The following is a 16,304-nucleotide window of genomic DNA, read 5'->3' as shown; positions in this document are numbered from 1 at the left end:
TTCTACAGGTTTGCGGTCGGCTGCGGGACGGGGAAACCATCCCCGCAGCGACCCGGCAAGGAGGCTTTGATATGGCGCCCAAGGTGCTGATTTCCGATAAACTGTCCGCCGCCGCCGTCGACATCTTCAAGTCGCGCGGCGTCGAGGTCGACTACCAGCCCGACATCGGCAAGGACAAGGACCGGCTGCTTTCGATCATCGACCAGTACGACGGTCTGGCGATCCGCTCGGCAACCAAGGTCACCGACAAGCTGATCGCGGCGGCCAGCCGGCTGAAAGTGGTCGGCCGCGCCGGCATCGGCGTCGACAATGTCGACATTCCGGCGGCAAGCGCCAAGGGGGTGATCGTCATGAACACGCCCTTCGGCAATTCCATTACCACCGCCGAACACGCCATTGCGATGCTGTTCGCCGTCGCCCGCCAGATCCCGAAAGCCGATGCCTCGACCCAGGCCGGCAAGTGGGAAAAGTCGAAGTTCATGGGCACCGAGCTGACGTCGAAGACGCTCGGCCTGATCGGCTGCGGCAACATCGGTTCGATCGTCGCGGAACGCGCCATCGGGCTGAAGATGCGGGTTGTGGCCTTCGATCCGTTCCTGTCGGAGGAGCGGGCCGTCGAGCTTGGCGTGGAGAAGGTCGATCTCGACACGCTGTTCGCGCGCGCCGATGCGATCACGCTGCACACGCCGCTGACCGACAAGACCCGCAATATCATCGATGCGAAGGCCATCGCGAAGATGCGCGACGGCGTGATCATCATCAACTGCGCGCGCGGCGGACTGGTCGACGAGGCGGCGCTGCGCGCCGGGCTCGACAGCGGCAAGGTCGGCGGCGCGGGCGTCGATGTCTTCGTCGAGGAACCGGCGACGGAGAATGCGCTCTTCGGCGCGCCCAATCTCGTGTGCACGCCGCATCTGGGGGCGTCGACCTCCGAAGCGCAGGAAAACGTCGCGCTGCAGGTGGCCGAGCAGATGTCGGACTATCTGGTCAAGGGCGCCGTTTCCAACGCGCTCAACATGCCCTCGATCACGGCCGAGGAAGCGCCGCGTCTGGTGCCCTTCGTCAAGCTTGCCGAACTGCTCGGGTCCTTTGCCGGCCAGCTCACGGAGACGGGCCTTGCCGGCGTCCGGCTGGAGTATGAGGGCGACGTGGCCGAGATGAACGTCAAGGCGCTGACCGCTGCCGCCCTGACCGGTGTGCTGCAGCCGCTGCTTCAGACCGTGAACATGGTCTCCGCGCCGGTGCTGGCCCGCGAGCGCGGCATCAAGGTGGAAGAGGTGCGCCGCGCGCAGGCGGGTGCCTATGAAAACTACATCCGTCTCACGGTGACCACCGACCGGCAGGAACGCTCGGTCGCCGGCACCGTGTTCTCCGATGGCAAGCCGCGCATCATCCAGGTCAAGGGCATCAACATGGAAGCGGAACTTGGTCCGCACATGCTCTATGTCACCAACGAGGACAAGCCGGGCTTCATCGGCGATCTCGGCTCGGTTCTGGGCGATGCCGGCGTGAACATCGCGACCTTCAACCTCGGCCGCACCGCCGCTGGCGCCGATGCGATCTGCCTGGTCGAGGTCGACGGACAGGTGCCGGCCGAGGTGCTGGAGCGCATCGCCGCGTTGCCGCATGTGAAGCAGGCCAAGCCGCTGCGCTTCTGAAGCACGCGGGCGGTCGCCACGGCGGCTGCCGTATCTTGCTTCGGATGTCAGACAAAAAGAAACGGCCGGATGAGGCACATCCGGCCGTTTTCACGTCTGTTGCTGCGTGGCGGCGACGGCTATTCGGCCCGCCAGGCAGTGACGGCCCGTTCGACGGCGCGGGTTCCCGGCGTGCCCTTTTCAAGCGTCAGAATGGCGCGCTTGCGGTTCTCGTAGAGCATCGGCAGGTCGATCCAGCCGCGTTCCTGCAGGAGCGTCAGGTTGCGCTCCCGTTCGTCCGGGATATTCGACAGCGCGACCCAGAAAAACCCGTCGGCAACCTTCACGGAGGCGCCGATCAGCGCATCGCCGCGTGCCTCTTCCGTGGTCTTCATCACAAGCCCCGGCACTTCCGCAACGCCCTGACCGGAGAAGTTCTGCGGTAGGTCGAAACGGACCTCGAGCAGATGGCTGGCCGGCAGGGTGTCGTCGCGATTGGGACGCAGCGAGAGATTTGCGACAATGCTGCGCTCGGGCACTTCGATGCGCATGCGCAACACCGTTTCCGTGCGTCCCTCGATCGTCTCCTCGGCGACGCTCCAGATGGTCTGTCCGGACGAGGCTTGGCCGGCACTGCCCGGTTCGACACCCTCTTCATAGAGGAAGGCACGCTGGGCAACGACTGCGGTCTGCGCATCCGGAGCTGTCTGTGCGGCAGGAGGTGCTACCGGCGCCGGCGTTTCCGGCGCCGGGGCGTCGGGAGCAGCCTGTTGCGGCGTTTCGGCCACCTGGGCCTCGCCGGTCTCGGCCGGTGTTTCCGGCTCGACGCTGCGGACCGCGGGGGTCTCGCCCGGAGCCGGAGCGGTCGGCGCCAGCGGGTCCGTCTGCGGGGCCGTCGGGGTGATGCGCGTGGTTGTGACGCTGCGCGCATCGGGGGCGATGGCGGTTTCACCGTTGTCGAGAAGCCGCGCGGCGTTCTTGCGCGAGCCCTCGGTTTCGGCGGGCTGCTCGGGCTCCGACGGCGTCTGGGGGGCGGTCGCCGTCGTGGCCGCGCCGTCGTCGCCTAGGAAGAAGTCGCTCAGGACGTCGCGCTGCGAGTAGCCGACGGCACCAACGCCGACGACAAGAAGCAGCAGGGCGACGCCGCCAATGATCGCGGGCAGGCGCGATCCCTGCATCGGACCGTCGATCGGCGGCAAGGACCGTCCGCCGGATCCCGAAAGCGTGGCGCCGCCGACGTCGGTTGCAGACCTGCGGCGCGCGGTGGATCCGGAAGTGGAACTGGAAGCGGATGCGTCGGGTTCGGGCGTGCCGATCGTGGGTTCGCGCTTTTGCGGATCGCTTGGCTGTCCGTCGAACGCATTGCGCGCGCTGCGCCCGGCGCTGTCTGCCGAAGCGCCGAGTTTGCGGGCATCTTCGATCGCATTTTTCAGCGTTTCGGGTCCGGCCGGCGCTTCACCGCCCGATCCGGACGACGAGACAGCGGGTGCAGGATCCGCCTTGGTCGGCGCTGCAGCGCCTTCTGCCTTGGGCGATGAGACCGCCGCAGCCGAGGTGCGGGGTTCCGGCGGCTTGGGCTCCGTGCGCTGTGCTTCCGGCGGTTTGGCCGGCGCCGCCGGTGCGGCAGATGTGGATGGCTGGCTGTAACCCAGCGTTTCGCGGGCGGCTTCGGCCTCGACCTTGCGGATCGACTCCTCGAGCCGCAACTGCTCGGCGGTGATTTCCGATGGTGACAGCGGGGGATCGTAGCCCTTCAACTGGGCAACGATGGCTTTTCGAGCGCGCTGATAGATTTCGCGCCGCGCTGCCCCGGTGTTTTCCGGAAGCGCAGCAACGGTCTTCTTCAAAACCGGATAATAGTCTGCCATATGCTCAACTCGCCGTCGCCGCAGCGGATCCGCCGCGACTCGCGGACCCTGTTTTAAGGCTTAATCCTGAAACGGATTCTGGACAAGGATTGTGTCATCTCGTTCCGGCGAGGTCGACAGCAACGCGACCGGCGCGCCGATCAGCTCCTCGACATGACGTACGTATTTCACGGCCTGTGCGGGAAGATCCGCCCAGCTGCGTGCGCCTTCGGTCGACTCCTTCCATCCCGGAAGGGTTTCGTAGATCGGCTTCACCCGCGCCTGGGCACCCTGCGACGCGGGCAGGTGGTCGATCCGCTCGCCGTCCAGTTCATAGGCGACGCAGATCTTGATTTCGTCCAGCCCGTCGAGAACGTCAAGTTTGGTCAGGGCAATTCCGTTGATGCCGTTGATGCAGCAGGACTGGCGCACGAGCACCGCGTCGAACCAGCCGCAGCGCCGCTTGCGGCCCGTGACGGTCCCGAACTCATGGCCGCGGGTGCCAAGGAAAGTACCGACCTCATTGTCCTGCTCCGTCGGGAAGGGGCCTTCGCCGACGCGGGTCGTATAGGCCTTGGTGATGCCGAGCACATAGCCGACGGACCCGGGGCCGAGGCCGCTGCCGGCGGCTGCCTGTCCCGACACCGTGTTGGACGAGGTGACGAAGGGATAGGTGCCGTGGTCGATGTCGAGCAGCGTGCCCTGCGCGCCTTCAAACAGGATGCGCTTGCCTTCCCGCCTTGCGGTGTCGAGCAGGCTCCACACGGTGCCCATGTAGGGCAGCAGCGCTTCGGAGACGGTTTCCAGCTCGGAAAAGATCGCCGCCGGATCGATCTCGGCCTCGCCAAGCCCGCGTCGCAGGGCGTTGTGGTGGGTGAGAAGGCGCTCGATCTTGGCCGGAAGCGTCTTGAGGTTCGCCAGATCCATGACCCGCACCGCGCGCCGTCCGACCTTGTCTTCATAGGCCGGGCCGATGCCGCGCTTGGTGGTGCCGATCTTGGTACCCGCGGCGGCGGCGTTCTCGCGCAGGGCATCGAGCTCGCGGTGGAGCGAGAGAATCAGCGTCGCATTGCCGGCGATGACAAGCGTTTCCGGCGAGACGGTCACGCCCTGGTCGGCCAGGCGGGCGATCTCGGCGACCAGCGCATGCGGGTCGATGACGACGCCGTTGCCGATCACCGAAAGCTTGCCGCGCACCACGCCCGAGGGCAGCAGCGACAGCTTGTAGCTGACCCCGTCGATCACCAGCGTATGGCCGGCGTTGTGCCCGCCCTGGAAGCGGACAACGACGTCGGCCTGCTCGGAGAGCCAGTCGACGATCTTGCCTTTTCCCTCGTCACCCCACTGAGATCCGACGACGACGACATTGGCCATGGTATTCGCGTTCCTTCAACAGGCATTTCAGCCAGAGCGCGCGGTTTGCTGCCGCGCAGACGAGATCTCGACGGCGCGGTTGAAAACCGCGCGGAGAACGACACTGTTGCGCGCCGTGTCGCGCGCACACGAAAATCCCCGGCCTGCGAACCGGGGAGAGCGCGCGGACTATACCCAAGCCGATCCGCCCTGACGAGTCCTTCGCCGGGAAATGCATCCCCTGGCGCGGCGTTTTTCAGGGCTTGTCGGCCCGGGTCCGTTTGCGGGCCGTGCGCGCCAGCCGGAAGATCGCCGGAGAGTTGCGCAAAAGCCAGACGAACCGCTTGCGGCGATCGGCGGGAACGGCGTCGCGCGCGGCCAGGCGCAGGATCACGAAGCCGACGAAGGCGAGATGCAGGGTGGCCGTATAGACGAAGAAGGCGGACGGACCGAAACGATCCATCACCAGCGAGGCGAGCAAGGGTCCCGCCATGGCGCCGATGGCGAAGAACATGGTCAGGCCGGCGGCCAGTTCGACGAATTGTCCGGGACGGGCGTGATCGTTGGCATGGGCGGCCGACAGCGAATAGAGCGGCAGCGCGAAGCCGCCGAAGAGAAAGCCGCCGATGAAGATCGCAAGCGGCGAGACCACGCCTGCAAGAAGCGCGCAGGACAGGCCGGCGCCGGCGGTCGCAAGCAGCAGCACATACCGCCGGTCGGTGCGGTCCGAGGCCCAGCCGAGCGGGTACTGGAACAGGGCGCCGGCGATCACCCACAGGCTGATGAAGAAGGCGAGGCTTTCGGTGTCGAGACCGACGGCCTGGGCATAGACCGGACCCACGGTGCGGAAGGCGCCATTGGTCAGGCCGATGGTCAGGCAGCCGACGGCGGCGACCGGCGAGATCGCCCAGAGCGCGAAGTAGTTCACCGGACCCGGGTTTTCCGCCATCGGAGGATTGTCCTCGCGCGCAAGCGACACCGGGATCAGCGCGCCGCAGAACAAGAGCGCGATGATCACCAGAATGTCCGTCCCGGTTGCGCCGAAGGCCGGGAGCAGGAACTGGCCGCCGGTCACCGCCGCCAGGTCGACAATGCGGTAGATGCTGAGGATCCGGCCGCGTTCCGAATTGGAGGCAAGGGCATTGAGCCAGCTTTCCAGCACCATCGCGGTGCCGCAGAACGCCGCCCCGCTGAGGAAGCGCAAGGCGCTCCAGGAGGGCCCCGGTTCGCTCAGGAGCAGCGCCAGGACCGACATGGCGCCGAGCGAGGCAAGGGCCGTGAAGACGCGAATATGCCCGACCCGGCGAATGAGCCGGGGCGCGAGCAGGACGCTTGCGATAAAGCCGGCGTAATAGGCGGAGCCGAACAGGCCGATCATCGTGTCGGAGAGCCCGCCGTCGCGCGCGCGCACGGCAATCACCGTCATGGCAAGCCCGTTGGCACCAAGCAGCAGTGCGGCAGCGGCGAGCAATGGCACGAGCCGGGCGAGAAGGGGGCGTTGTGGCGCCAGGGCGGGACTGTCGGGCATCGGAAAATGCGGCAGGGTGTTGTTGGAAAGAAACAGCGGGCAGTGCCCGCAATCAGGGCAATGCAGTCGAACGAGAGTGACCGGGATCGCGAACCAGGGCAAGCCGGCTACCCCCTCGATTACCGCTGGTCCGCATTGCGCGTAGCGCGGGGGCGGGCGTCCGGGCGTGGCCGCGCGGGCTCGCAAATCGGGTGTCCGCGCGGGGACAAAAGTGATACCCCTCCACGCCTGACAGCGGTCGCTCCCCGGCCGAACCGGATTTGCCGAGATGAGCCTGAAAAACTGGTCGTTGCTGTGCCTGCTCGCCCTGATCTGGGGCGGGACTTTTCCCCTCGCCAAGCTTGCGGTCGCGGAAATCCCGCCGCTCGTGCTGGTCTTCGCGCGGGTCGCGATCGCTGCCGTCGTGCTGCATGTCATCCTGCGGCTTCGCGGCCTGCGGTTCCCGACCGCCCCTGACATGCTTCTCGCGTTTCTGCTGATGGGCTTTTTGAACAACGCGATCCCCTTCTCGCTGATCTTCTGGGGGCAGACGGAGGTGAGCGCGAGCCTTGCCTCGATCCTCAATGCGTCGACGCCGATCTTCACCGTCATCGTCGCCTCGCTGGTGTTTTCGCAGGAAGTTCTCAAGGCCAACCGGGTTGCCGGCATCGCTCTCGGTTTCGTCGGGGTCGCGGTGCTGCTGTCGCCGGGCCTCTTCGGCATCGGCACGGAGCCCCTGTGGGCGAAGATGCTGTTTCTGGGCGCGGCGCTCTCCTATGCCTTTGCGGCAACCTTCGCCCGCTGGTTTTCCGGGGTTTCCATCCTGGTTGCCGCCGCCGGCCAGCTGACCGGCTCGACGTTGCTGATGGCGCCGCTGGCTGCCTGGCAGGCAGCGACATGGCAGGGGGCGGGGTGGCGTGTGGCAGAGACGAGCGCGCAAGGCTGGATCGCGATGGCGCTACTTGGCGTCCTATGCACGGCGTTCGCCTATCTGATCTATTTTCGCCTTCTGCGCGAAGCCGGGGCGACCAATGCCTCGCTTGTGACCCTTTTGGTGCCGGTGACCGCGACCGCGATCGGTGCGGGGTTTCTGGGCGAGGCGCTTTCCGGTGTCCAGTTTGCCGGCATGGCGATCCTGCTCGCAGGCCTGTGCGTGCTCGACGGGCGGGTGTTCAAGCTGTTTGCACCGCGTGACCGGCCGGTGTCGAAGCCGACAGGCGAGGGCCGCTGATCCTGCGGATCCTCACAGGGCCGGGGAGGCGGGAGCCATTGCGGCGATCCGCTCCGCGAAGCGGTCGTAGAAGCCCGAGAGATGCGGCGGCGCGCAAGCGCGGCAGGCGTCGAGCGCCCTGCGGGCGGCCGGTGCATCCTCCGTTGCAATCGCGCCCATCATCCGCTCGTGCTTGGCGGCAAGATCCGCAAAGGCGGGCGTTGCGGCATAGGCGGGATCGCCGGCGAGCGCGAACAGCGTGATCGGCACGCTTTTGCCCTTCAGCGGGATCGCACCGGCCTCCAGCAGCGCGAAGTCGGGCGCGGCAAGGGCGGTCGTTTCCGACACGACGCAATCCGCGCCGATGCCCTTGCAGCTCGATTCGATCCGTGCGGCGATGTTCACCGCGTCGCCGATCACCGAATAGTTGAACCGGCGGCTCGAGCCCATGTTGCCGACGCAGGCCTCGCCGCTGTTCAGTCCGACGCCGATCTGGACGGTTTTTTGCGGCATGTCGCGCGCCTTGAAGCCGAAGGCGTCACTGGCGTTCAATTCGTCGACCACCCGCAGCATCGCCAGCGCGGCCTGCGCCGCCTTGCGGGCGTGATCCTCCACCTCCATCGGCGCGTTCCAGAAGGCCATGATGCTGTCGCCGATGTATTTGTCGATCGTGCCGCCGTGACGCTGGATCTCCTCGCTGAGCGGAGACAGCAGCGCATTGAGGAAGGCGACGAGTTCGGTCGGCGTCAATTGCTCGGAAATCGGCGTGAAACCGCGGACATCCATGAAGAGGATCGTCATGTCGCGCATCTCGCCGCCGAGTTTCAGCGTGTCCGGTGCGCTTTCCAGACGGCGCACCATTTCCGGCGCGAGATACTGGCCGAAGGCGGTGCGGACGAACTGCTTCTCGCGCTCGGTCAGCACATAGAGCAGCGCGGTCGCGGCGGCATAGACGAAGAGGTTCGCGGCCGTGGGATAGACCGGATCGAGCAGCAGCCCTTGCGTGCGAAACAGATGCACCGCCCCCGCATAGAGCGCGGCGGCGATGGCTCCGCCGATCAGCGCCGCCCATCCCGCGCCGACCGCAAGGACCAGGGCGATGACGATCAGCCCGATCGCGACGGTCGCGATGATCTCGGCGCCATAGGCCCAGTCGGGGCGGGCGAGAAAATCGCCGGACAGGATCTGTTCGGTCGCCTGCGCATGCACGGAGACCCCCGGCACCAGTTCACCCAGCGGGGTGGTGCGGATATCGAACAGCCCGATCGAGGAAGTGCCGACATAGATGATCCTGCCTTCGATCTCCGATTGCAGTTCCTGGCGTTTGGCGGGATCGAGGACGTCGGCCGCGGAGATGTAGCGGTCCTTGCGGTCGGCGTTGAAATAGACCCAGAGCTCGCCGATGGCCGTCGTTGGAAAGGAAACCGCGCCGACCTTGACCTCGGTCACCGCGGCACCGCCCACGGCAAGCTCGCCGCTGGCATCCGCGCTGCGCACGATATAGCCGCTGGCCCCTTGCGCGACGCGCAAGGCCTCCATCGACAGCGAGGGAAACAGGGCCTCTCCATTCGTCACCAGCATCGGAATGCGCCGCACGATCCCCGAGGTGTCGCGGGCCGACAGGCTGAGGCTGCCGCTGCCGGCGGCCCGGGCCTCCAGCATGTCGAGGCTCTTGAGCGCGGAGGGAAACCCGGGCAGGGAGGCCGCCGGGTTGCTGCCGGCATAGGCGAAGCCCGCCTTGGAGGCGGGCGTCCCGCCGTCCGCATCGGACCGCAGCGCATATCCGAGCACGACCGGCATGCGGGCGATCGCCTCGGCAAAGGCGGCGTCAGTGTCGGGAAGCGCCTGCGCCTTCAGCTCCGGCACCTGCTCAAGTTCGGGCAGGTAGCGGTGCGGCGACAGCCGGTCGGGCTCGGCGAAGATCATGTCATAGGCGACGACCGCAGCGCCCATCTCCGCCAGGGCATCTGTCAGTGCGGCGAGCGTGTCGCGCCGCCAGGGCCATTGGCCGTGAACGGCGAGCGAGCGCTCGTCGATGTCGACGATGCGAACGGGATAGTCGTCGTCCGCGCGCGGCCAGAGGCGCTGATAGGTGTCGAACCCCATCAGGCGGACGGATTCCACGAAAGCCGGGTCCATGGCCCGCAACAGCGTCACGACCAGCAGGAAAACGCCTGCCACGCCCGCGACGGCAAGATGCTTGCGGCGGCTCATCCGCATTGGGGTTTCGTTTCCGGCACCGCGCGCCATCCTCTCGGGCCTCGCGCTCCAGAGTGAGAGGAGCGCGAACAGGGCGAAGGTCGTCACGTTAGAAAAACGCCCCGCCTCCTGCAAGGAGACGGGGCGTCGGTAATCTTCGCTCCGTGGGCGGCGGCGGTGCGGCCGCCGGGCGTCAGCTGTGGTCGGCCAGTTCGGCCGGACGCTGTTCGAGTTCCTTGGCGCCGCGGCGCACCGCCTTTTGAACCTTTTCGAAGGCGCGCACCTCGATCTGGCGCACGCGCTCGCGGCTGACGCCGAATTCGGTCGAGAGATCTTCCAGTGTGATCGGGTCTTCCGACAGGCGCCGGGCCTCGAAGATCCGCCGCTCGCGCTCGTTCAAAACGTCCATGGCGTCGCCAAGCAGCTTGCGGCGCATGTCCAGCTCTTCCTGCCGGGCGTAGAGCGTTTCCTGGCTCTCGCTCTCGTCGACCAGCCAGTCCTGCCATTCGCCGCTGTCGGCTTCGGCGCGGATTGGCGAGTTCAGCGAGGCGTCGCCGGCGAGCCGGCGGTTCATCGACACCACGTCGGTCTCGCTGACGCCGAGCTTGGTCGCGATCTCCGTGACCTGATGCGGCTTCAGGTCGCCTTCCTCCAGCGCCTGGATCTTGCCCTTGAGGCGGCGCAGGTTGAAGAACAGGCGTTTCTGGCTCGCCGTGGTGCCCATCTTGACCAGCGACCAGGAGCGCAGGATGTATTCCTGGATCGCCGCCTTGATCCACCACATCGCGTAGGTCGCGAGCCGGAAGCCCTTGTCCGGCTCGAAGCGCTTGACCGCCTGCATCAGACCGACGTTGCCTTCCGAAACGACCTCGGAAATCGGCAGGCCGTAGCCGCGATAGCCCATGGCGATCTTGGCGACCAGGCGCAGGTGCGAGGTCACGAGGCGTTCCGCGGCCTGCGGGTCCTCATGTTCCTTGTAGCGCTTGGCGAGCATGTATTCTTCTTGCGGTTCCAGCATGGGGAACCTGCGGATTTCGTCCAGGTATCGGCTGAGCCCGCCCTCGCCGGAACTCAGAACCGGAATATTCTGGGCCATGAATGCACCCTTTCTCCCAATGTGATCCCTCAGGCGCGATGCGGGAGAAGTCCCCGCACAACCGCCATCAAAGGGCATCCCCGTCGGCGCCCAAACGGCACGCCGATGCCCAATATAAGGATCAAATTGACAAAAACACGGCCTGATTTTGCATTTTAACGTTGGGAAATAGATCGAAATGCTCCGATCAGGCCCTCCAGGTCGTCCGGACGGGGACTTTCAAAGCGCAGGGTCTCGCCGGTTGCCGGGTGCTCGAAGGCGAGCAGTCCGGCATGAAGCGCCTGGCGCGGGAAAGCCTGGACGATGCTCTTTGCCGGCTCGTCCAGCCGGGTCGCCTTGGTGCGAAAGCCCGCACCATAGTCGGCATCGCCCACGAGCGGATGGCCGATATGGGCCATGTGGACGCGGATCTGGTGGGTGCGGCCTGTTTCCAGCCGGCAGGTCAGCAGCGCGGCGATCGCCGGCGCGCCCTTGGGCTGCGGTCCGGGTTCCAGAAAGCGCTCGCGCACCCGCCAATGGGTGATGGCGTTGCGCCCGCCGGAGCGGAAGACCGCGATCTTCTGGCGATTGTGGGTGGAGCGTCCGAGGTTGGCGTCGACGGTGCCCTTCAGATGCGAGGGCGCGCCCCAGACCAGCGCGGAATATTCGCGCTCGAGCGGACCGGTGCGGCCGTGATCGGCGAATTGCGCGCTCAGGCCCTGATGCGCGGCATCGGTCTTGGCGACCACGAGCAGTCCGCTGGTGTCCTTGTCGAGGCGGTGGACGATGCCCGGACGCTTGACGCCGCCGATGCCGGACAGGCTGTCGCCGCAATGGTGCAGGAGGGCGTTGACGAGCGTGCCGGTGGCATGACCGGCGCCCGGGTGAACCACCAGTCCGGCCGGCTTGTCGATGACGATCAGATGCTCGTCCTCATAGGCGACGACGAGAGGGATGTCCTGGGCTTCGGGCTCCGCGGGCTCCGGCTCCGGCAGGTCGAGGGAGAGTTCGTCTCCTTCGTTGACCCGGTATTTGGGCTCGACTATGGTCCGCGCGCCGACGCGCACGTGACCTTCCCTGATCAGGGACTGGATGCGGTTGCGGCTGATATCCTGAACGTGCCGCGCCAGACAGGCGTCCAGACGGACGCCCGCATCCTGCGGACCGGCAGTGATTTCGGCCGGACCGAAATCCGGCATTTCATTGGTGGACATCGACATGACACATCCGGGTTTGGACGACGACAGCCAGACGGAGCCGCCGCTTGACCCGGCCGCAGAACGTCTTCAGGCGAAACTGAAACGCCTGCTCGCCGTGTCCGGACTGATCATGGTGCTCGGCTTCGTGGCGGTTTTCGCGGCGATCATCTACAGATTGTCCGACCGCGCCTCGCCGCCGGATGCAAGCGATATAGCCGCTACCATCGCCATCGGCAAGGATGGCCGCGTGGAAAGCATGGCGCTTGCCGAGGGGCGGCTGATCCTGCTGGTGCGCGAGGGCGCGGCAAGCAAGCTGCTTTATCTCGACCCGATGACCGGAACCGTGATCGGCGAGACCGCCTTCGTTTCGCGGTAGGGCGGTCTTTGCCAGCCGGTTTCCACGGCCTGGGGGCAACTCGCGAATTCCGCGTTATCGGTGCTTGCATTCGTCAGCGCCCCGGTCTATACCGCGCTTCTTCTCGTCGAAGACCAGCGATGCCCCCATCGTCTAGCGGTCTAGGACGCCGCCCTCTCACGGCGGAAACAGGGGTTCGAGTCCCCTTGGGGGTACCATTTTCGCAAGGGGCGAAGTCCGGTCTGCCGGTCAGCCCCTGGCGCGGTCCACGAGCCGGCTTTCCCAGGTCATAGTCCCAAGTCACCGTTCTCAGCGGCGCATGTCCGCGCGCTCCGAGACAGTCGTCTGCCGTGTCGGATTTCGCCAAACGCGCCGGTTTGCGGGCAGGCCGCGGTCGACGGGAGGTTCAGACCCCGGCCTTTTCTTTCGACGCGGGCGTTTCCCGCGTGGTCGTGTCCGACGCCGCGCCGGACCCATTGTCCGGCTTCAGACGCTTGCGGGCCGCGCGGATGCGCGCGGAGAGCGACGTCTGGGTGTCCTTGCCGGGCTGCGGGTCCGCCGGCTCGTCGCTGTTGCCGGCGCTTGGCTCCGGCGCGGTTCTGGCGTTTCCCGGCGCGGCCGGGCTCTTTTCCCTCGTTGCGGCATCCGCTTCGCCCTCGAGGCTCGCCATCACGGAGGCCGCAAGGTCCGAGAGCTCGCGCCGCATCGACATGAAGGCGTCGTTGCTGTGCAATTCGGCCCGCAGGCGGGCGTTTTCCGCTTCCAGCCGCTCCGCGTCGGCAGTCAGACGCGTGAGCCGCTGTGCGCCGTCCGCGGTCGCAGGCTGCGCGTCGGTCGATGCGGATGGACCGGCTTCTTCCAGCAGAATGGACAGGCGGGTGATTTCCGCCTGCGCGGCGATCAGCTTGGATTCCACTTCAAACAGCCGGTTGTTCTGCTGGCCGAAGCGGCGCCGGTCGGTCTCCGCCTGCGGCGCGGGCGATCCCTCGGCCGACCGGGCGCCCGCGGTCTCGCGCGCCTTTTGTTCCGCGGCTTCGAGCTTGCGCTTCAAGGCGGTGATTTCCGATTCAAGCCCGGCGATCCGGGCAAGATCGGAGGCGCGGGCGATGCTGGCGTCTGACTCGGCCTGCCAGGCCGATGCTGCCTCCGCGCTGTCTGTCGGCACGGCCGCGAGCCCGGTTGCGCCGTCGCCGGCCGAGGCCATCATGCGCTTGAGGCTGCGTTCCAGCTCGCGCTGGCGCGCCTTGGCCATGGCGACGGCTTCCTCGCGTTCCTGGATGTCCCGGCGCAGACCGTCTTCGCGCGTTGCCGCCTCTGCCAGCGCCTGGTCGCGAGCGAGCACCTCCTTGCGCAGGTCGTTGGCGGCGCTTTCGGCCCGATCCCGGGCAATGCGGTTGGATGCGGTTTCCGCCTGAAGCCGTTCCAGACCGGTTTCCAGGCGGCGCTGCTCCAGCGCATGGCTGGCGCGCAGGCTGCTGATTTCCGCGCGCACGTCGGAGTGGGTCATCGGGCTGGTGGCCTCGACGGCCTGGCGCGTCAGGCGCACCGCGCGGCGCCAGATCGCAGGCAGCATCGCCAGCGCGACGAGGCCCGCAAGGCAGGCGCCCAGAACCACAAGCATTGCCGCTTCAATCAAGACCGACCACCACTGTTTCGCCGCGCGCGGACCCCCTGGCCGCACGTCTCCGCCGACTTCGATCCCGTCTTCCTACCTGATGCTTACCTGACGTGCGGTCTTCCGCCAAGCGGGAGCTGCGCGCGGGGTCGCCGGCGGATGCCGTCAGAACGGGTTCCATGTCGGCTCGGGGGTGAACTTGAGGTAGCCGACATTGACACCGAGCCGGGCACCGACCCCTGCGCGGACCGGGACGACATAGATGTCGTGGTTCGACAGCACGGTCATGCCGAAGCCACCGACGAGATAGGCCGATCCGGCAACGCCAACATAGCGGCGCATGATCGCATCGGTATCGGGCAGATTGTAGACGAGCATCATCGTCCGGGCACCGTCGGCGCCCACGTCCCAGCCAAAGGACGGCCCCTGCCAGAAGACCTTATGGGTGCCGGCGTTGCGGGTGTAGAGCTGACCCTCGCCGTAGCGCGCGCCCGCAAGCAGGGCGCCGGAACCCTCTTCGCCGAGAATATAGCCGTTCGGCTGGCCGTATTGCGAAACCGCGCGTTCGATCACCGAGGCGAGACCGCCGGAGATCTGGCCGAAGAAGCGGTGGCCGGCGTTGAGAAGCTCGTCCTGGCTGTATTGCTCGGGCTGCTGTGCGCTGGCGGGAGGGGCCAGGACAACCGTCATCGCAACAACAAGGGCAAGGGCCATGGCCCGAAAGCCGGAGCGCAGGGAAACGCGGGAAGCGGACGCGCGGTGCGGAATCATGTTTAGTGTCCTCTCAGACTGGGGGGCGCTTGTGCGACGCGTGGCGCACCGACAGGCAATGGACGGGCGGAATGCGGATGACCAAAGCCGGTGTCGATGGCAAAGGTGGCCAGGCGGATGGTCGCGGTGCACATTCGGTCCGTCGCATTCGTCGGAGTTGATTCGGTGTCAGAGTGTAATCGAATTCCGAAGACATTATGGTGGCGGGCAGCCGCGGCCGTTGTCGCCCTGTTTTCGGGCGGACCGGGGGCGTACGCGCAGGATTACGCCACCGACATGATGAGCGGCTATGCGCTCGGCGGACAGGATCCGGTCGCCTATTTCATCGCCCGTCAGCCGCTTGAGGGTCTTCCGCGTCATGAATTGCGCTGGGGCGGGACCATCTGGGTGTTCGTCAACGAGGGCAACCGGGCCGCGTTCGAGGCTGACCCGGAAGTCTATGCCCCGCATCTGGCCGGCTGCGACCCGGTGGCGCTGGCCGACGGATTCGTGACCGAGGGCAATCCGATGATCTTCGCCCTCTACGACGGCGACCTCCTGCTGTTTCACTCGGAGATCAACCGGTTTCTCTTCCTGGCCGATCCGCAGAGCCAGATGGGCGCGGCCAAGGGCAATGCCGCGCGGCTTGGCTGTGTCGGTCGCCGCGGCAGCAACCCGTAGCCGAGGCGAAGACGGGTTTGCGGCCTACCTTCCCGGTCCTCGGCCGGCAATCGCCCGCTTTTCTGACGTTCTCGGACGCCCGGTTCGCTTGGCAGTGCGCGATGCCAAGTGTAACCCTTTCAGTGTTTCGCGAATCACTGTGAAAACGCGCGCCACCTCCGCCATCGACGGACAGCCCCATTCGAGGACGACCGCATGACCGCCATCGACGATCTCAGCGCCCTGGACCTTGCAGCCCTTGTTGCAAGCCGCGTTTGCCACGACATCATCTCGCCGGTGGGGGCCATCACCAACGGCCTTGAAGTCCTCGACGAGGAAGACAGCGGCGACATGAAGGAATTCGCGATGGAGTTGATTCGCAAGAGCGCCCGCCAGGCCTCCGCGAAGCTCCAGTTCGCGCGTCTGGCCTTCGGGGCGGCGGGCTCCGCCGGAGCCGAGATCGATCTCGGAGACGCGCAGTCGGTCGCCGCCGGGTTCCTGGCCAATGAAAAGGCGGACCTCGAATGGCAGGTGCCGCGCCTCTTGATGCCCAAGAACCGGGTCAAGCTGCTCCTCAACCTCATTCTGCTCGCGAACCAGTGCGTTCCGCGCGGCGGTCTGATCACCGTCACGATGCAGGGCGAACCCCAGTCGCCGACCTTCGAACTCAAGGTCACCGGCTCGACGACCAAGGTGCCGGCGCTGGTGCTCGACATGATGGCTGGCAACGAACCGGAGCGGATCGACGCCCATACGGTGCAGCCCGTGTATGCAGCGCTTCTTGCACGGGAATCGGGAATGAATTTAGAGGTCGTTAAGGAAGAAGACGGCGTAAAAATTACTGCGGCCTCTGTGGCGTAATTTAGCGCCAGACGTAGTTCTCTGGTTTCAATTTAT

General features: G+C 66.4%; 13 protein-coding genes and 1 tRNA gene. 6 read left to right on the top strand and 8 right to left on the bottom strand.

The annotated features are described in order from the left end of the window. The first annotated feature begins 71 nt into the window (after positions 1-71). Positions 72-1,658, top strand: coding sequence for a phosphoglycerate dehydrogenase (serA, locus tag LC092_RS15930; protein ID WP_224808167.1), 1,587 nt, complete (start codon positions 72-74; stop codon positions 1,656-1,658). 119 nt (positions 1,659-1,777) lie between these two features. On the opposite strand, the gene LC092_RS15925 is transcribed toward serA, so the two are convergent. The 3 genes from LC092_RS15925 to LC092_RS15915 all read right to left on the bottom strand — a co-directional run bounded on the left by LC092_RS15925 (position 1,778) and on the right by LC092_RS15915 (position 6,365). After that, entirely contained in the window at positions 1,778-3,505 is a 1,728-nt protein-coding gene (locus tag LC092_RS15925; RefSeq protein ID WP_224808166.1) for a hypothetical protein, read from the bottom strand. Between the two features lie 60 nt (positions 3,506-3,565). Then, positions 3,566-4,858, bottom strand: a complete 1,293-nt coding sequence (locus LC092_RS15920; RefSeq protein ID WP_224808165.1) for an adenylosuccinate synthase — start codon at positions 4,856-4,858, stop codon at positions 3,566-3,568. A 235-nt stretch (positions 4,859-5,093) separates the two neighbouring features. Further along, entirely contained in the window at positions 5,094-6,365 is a 1,272-nt protein-coding gene (locus LC092_RS15915; RefSeq protein WP_224808164.1) for an MFS transporter, read from the bottom strand. 268 nt (positions 6,366-6,633) lie between these two features. On the opposite strand from LC092_RS15915, the gene LC092_RS15910 reads away from it, so the two are divergent. Next, on the top strand, positions 6,634-7,575 hold the full coding sequence (locus LC092_RS15910) for a DMT family transporter (protein WP_224808163.1): 942 nt from the start codon (positions 6,634-6,636) through the stop codon (positions 7,573-7,575). A gap of 12 nt (positions 7,576-7,587) precedes the next feature. Here LC092_RS15910 and LC092_RS15905 read toward each other — a convergent pair whose 3' ends face one another. From LC092_RS15905 to LC092_RS15895, 3 genes are all read right to left on the bottom strand, one after another. Further along, complete coding sequence (locus tag LC092_RS15905; protein WP_224808162.1) at positions 7,588-9,774, bottom strand: CHASE2 domain-containing protein; 2,187 nt, start codon at positions 9,772-9,774, stop codon at positions 7,588-7,590. Between the two features lie 172 nt (positions 9,775-9,946). Continuing rightward, positions 9,947-10,849: an RNA polymerase sigma factor RpoH gene (rpoH, locus tag LC092_RS15900; RefSeq protein ID WP_224808161.1), complete on the bottom strand. Its 903-nt coding sequence runs from the start codon at positions 10,847-10,849 to the stop codon at positions 9,947-9,949. 155 nt (positions 10,850-11,004) lie between these two features. Further along, complete coding sequence (locus LC092_RS15895; protein ID WP_412103593.1) at positions 11,005-12,048, bottom strand: RluA family pseudouridine synthase; 1,044 nt, start codon at positions 12,046-12,048, stop codon at positions 11,005-11,007. On the opposite strand from LC092_RS15895, the gene LC092_RS15890 reads away from it, so the two are divergent. Together LC092_RS15890 and LC092_RS15885 are read left to right on the top strand one after the other, a co-directional pair. Next, complete coding sequence (locus tag LC092_RS15890; protein ID WP_224808160.1) at positions 12,047-12,403, top strand: hypothetical protein; 357 nt, start codon at positions 12,047-12,049, stop codon at positions 12,401-12,403. The two genes, LC092_RS15895 and LC092_RS15890, sit on opposite strands and share 2 nt — an antisense overlap. A 121-nt stretch (positions 12,404-12,524) precedes the next feature. Beyond that, a tRNA-Glu gene (locus tag LC092_RS15885) sits at positions 12,525-12,600 on the top strand. Positions 12,601-12,788: 188 nt separating this feature from the next. Here the strand turns inward: LC092_RS15885 and LC092_RS15880 are convergent. Together LC092_RS15880 and LC092_RS15875 are read right to left on the bottom strand one after the other, a co-directional pair. Next, entirely contained in the window at positions 12,789-14,003 is a 1,215-nt protein-coding gene (locus LC092_RS15880; protein ID WP_224808159.1) for a hypothetical protein, read from the bottom strand. Between the two features lie 159 nt (positions 14,004-14,162). Further along, the gene (locus tag LC092_RS15875; protein ID WP_224808190.1) at positions 14,163-14,687 is read right to left on the bottom strand and encodes a DUF1134 domain-containing protein; all 525 of its coding nucleotides are present in this window, start codon (positions 14,685-14,687) and stop codon (positions 14,163-14,165) included. A 357-nt stretch (positions 14,688-15,044) separates the two neighbouring features. Between LC092_RS15875 and LC092_RS15870 the strand changes: the two genes are divergently transcribed. Together LC092_RS15870 and chpT are read left to right on the top strand one after the other, a co-directional pair. Next, a complete protein-coding gene (locus tag LC092_RS15870) occupies positions 15,045-15,428 on the top strand; it encodes a YHS domain-containing (seleno)protein (protein ID WP_224808158.1) in 384 nt (127 codons plus the stop codon). A 195-nt stretch (positions 15,429-15,623) separates the two neighbouring features. Beyond that, the gene (gene chpT / locus LC092_RS15865) at positions 15,624-16,268 is read left to right on the top strand and encodes a histidine phosphotransferase ChpT (protein WP_224808157.1); all 645 of its coding nucleotides are present in this window, start codon (positions 15,624-15,626) and stop codon (positions 16,266-16,268) included. Positions 16,269-16,304: the final 36 nt, after the last annotated feature.

The organism is Stappia stellulata, from assembly GCF_020176715.1.
In the GTDB taxonomy this organism is placed as follows: Bacteria; Pseudomonadota; Alphaproteobacteria; order Rhizobiales; family Stappiaceae; genus Stappia.
This window is presented reverse-complemented; position numbering and strand designations above follow the sequence as displayed.

What these genes read in the sequence shown, in the direction of transcription:
- rpoH (WP_224808161.1), bottom strand. Translation starts at nt 10,849, where the DNA reads ATGGCCCAGAATATTCCGGTTCTGAGTTCCGGCGAGGGCGGGCTCAGC.
- chpT (WP_224808157.1), top strand. Translation starts at nt 15,624, where the DNA reads ATGACCGCCATCGACGATCTCAGCGCCCTGGACCTTGCAGCCCTTGTT.
- LC092_RS15875 (WP_224808190.1), bottom strand. Translation starts at nt 14,687, where the DNA reads ATGACGGTTGTCCTGGCCCCTCCCGCCAGCGCACAGCAGCCCGAGCAA.
- LC092_RS15905 (WP_224808162.1), bottom strand. Translation starts at nt 9,774, where the DNA reads ATGCGGATGAGCCGCCGCAAGCATCTTGCCGTCGCGGGCGTGGCAGGC.
- LC092_RS15925 (WP_224808166.1), bottom strand. Translation starts at nt 3,505, where the DNA reads ATGGCAGACTATTATCCGGTTTTGAAGAAGACCGTTGCTGCGCTTCCG.
- LC092_RS15895 (WP_412103593.1), bottom strand. Translation starts at nt 12,048, where the DNA reads ATGTCGATGTCCACCAATGAAATGCCGGATTTCGGTCCGGCCGAAATC.
- LC092_RS15870 (WP_224808158.1), top strand. Translation starts at nt 15,045, where the DNA reads ATGATGAGCGGCTATGCGCTCGGCGGACAGGATCCGGTCGCCTATTTC.
- LC092_RS15915 (WP_224808164.1), bottom strand. Translation starts at nt 6,365, where the DNA reads ATGCCCGACAGTCCCGCCCTGGCGCCACAACGCCCCCTTCTCGCCCGG.
- LC092_RS15880 (WP_224808159.1), bottom strand. Translation starts at nt 14,003, where the DNA reads ATGCTTGTGGTTCTGGGCGCCTGCCTTGCGGGCCTCGTCGCGCTGGCG.
- serA (WP_224808167.1), top strand. Translation starts at nt 72, where the DNA reads ATGGCGCCCAAGGTGCTGATTTCCGATAAACTGTCCGCCGCCGCCGTC.
- LC092_RS15910 (WP_224808163.1), top strand. Translation starts at nt 6,634, where the DNA reads ATGAGCCTGAAAAACTGGTCGTTGCTGTGCCTGCTCGCCCTGATCTGG.
- LC092_RS15890 (WP_224808160.1), top strand. Translation starts at nt 12,047, where the DNA reads ATGACACATCCGGGTTTGGACGACGACAGCCAGACGGAGCCGCCGCTT.
- LC092_RS15920 (WP_224808165.1), bottom strand. Translation starts at nt 4,858, where the DNA reads ATGGCCAATGTCGTCGTCGTCGGATCTCAGTGGGGTGACGAGGGAAAA.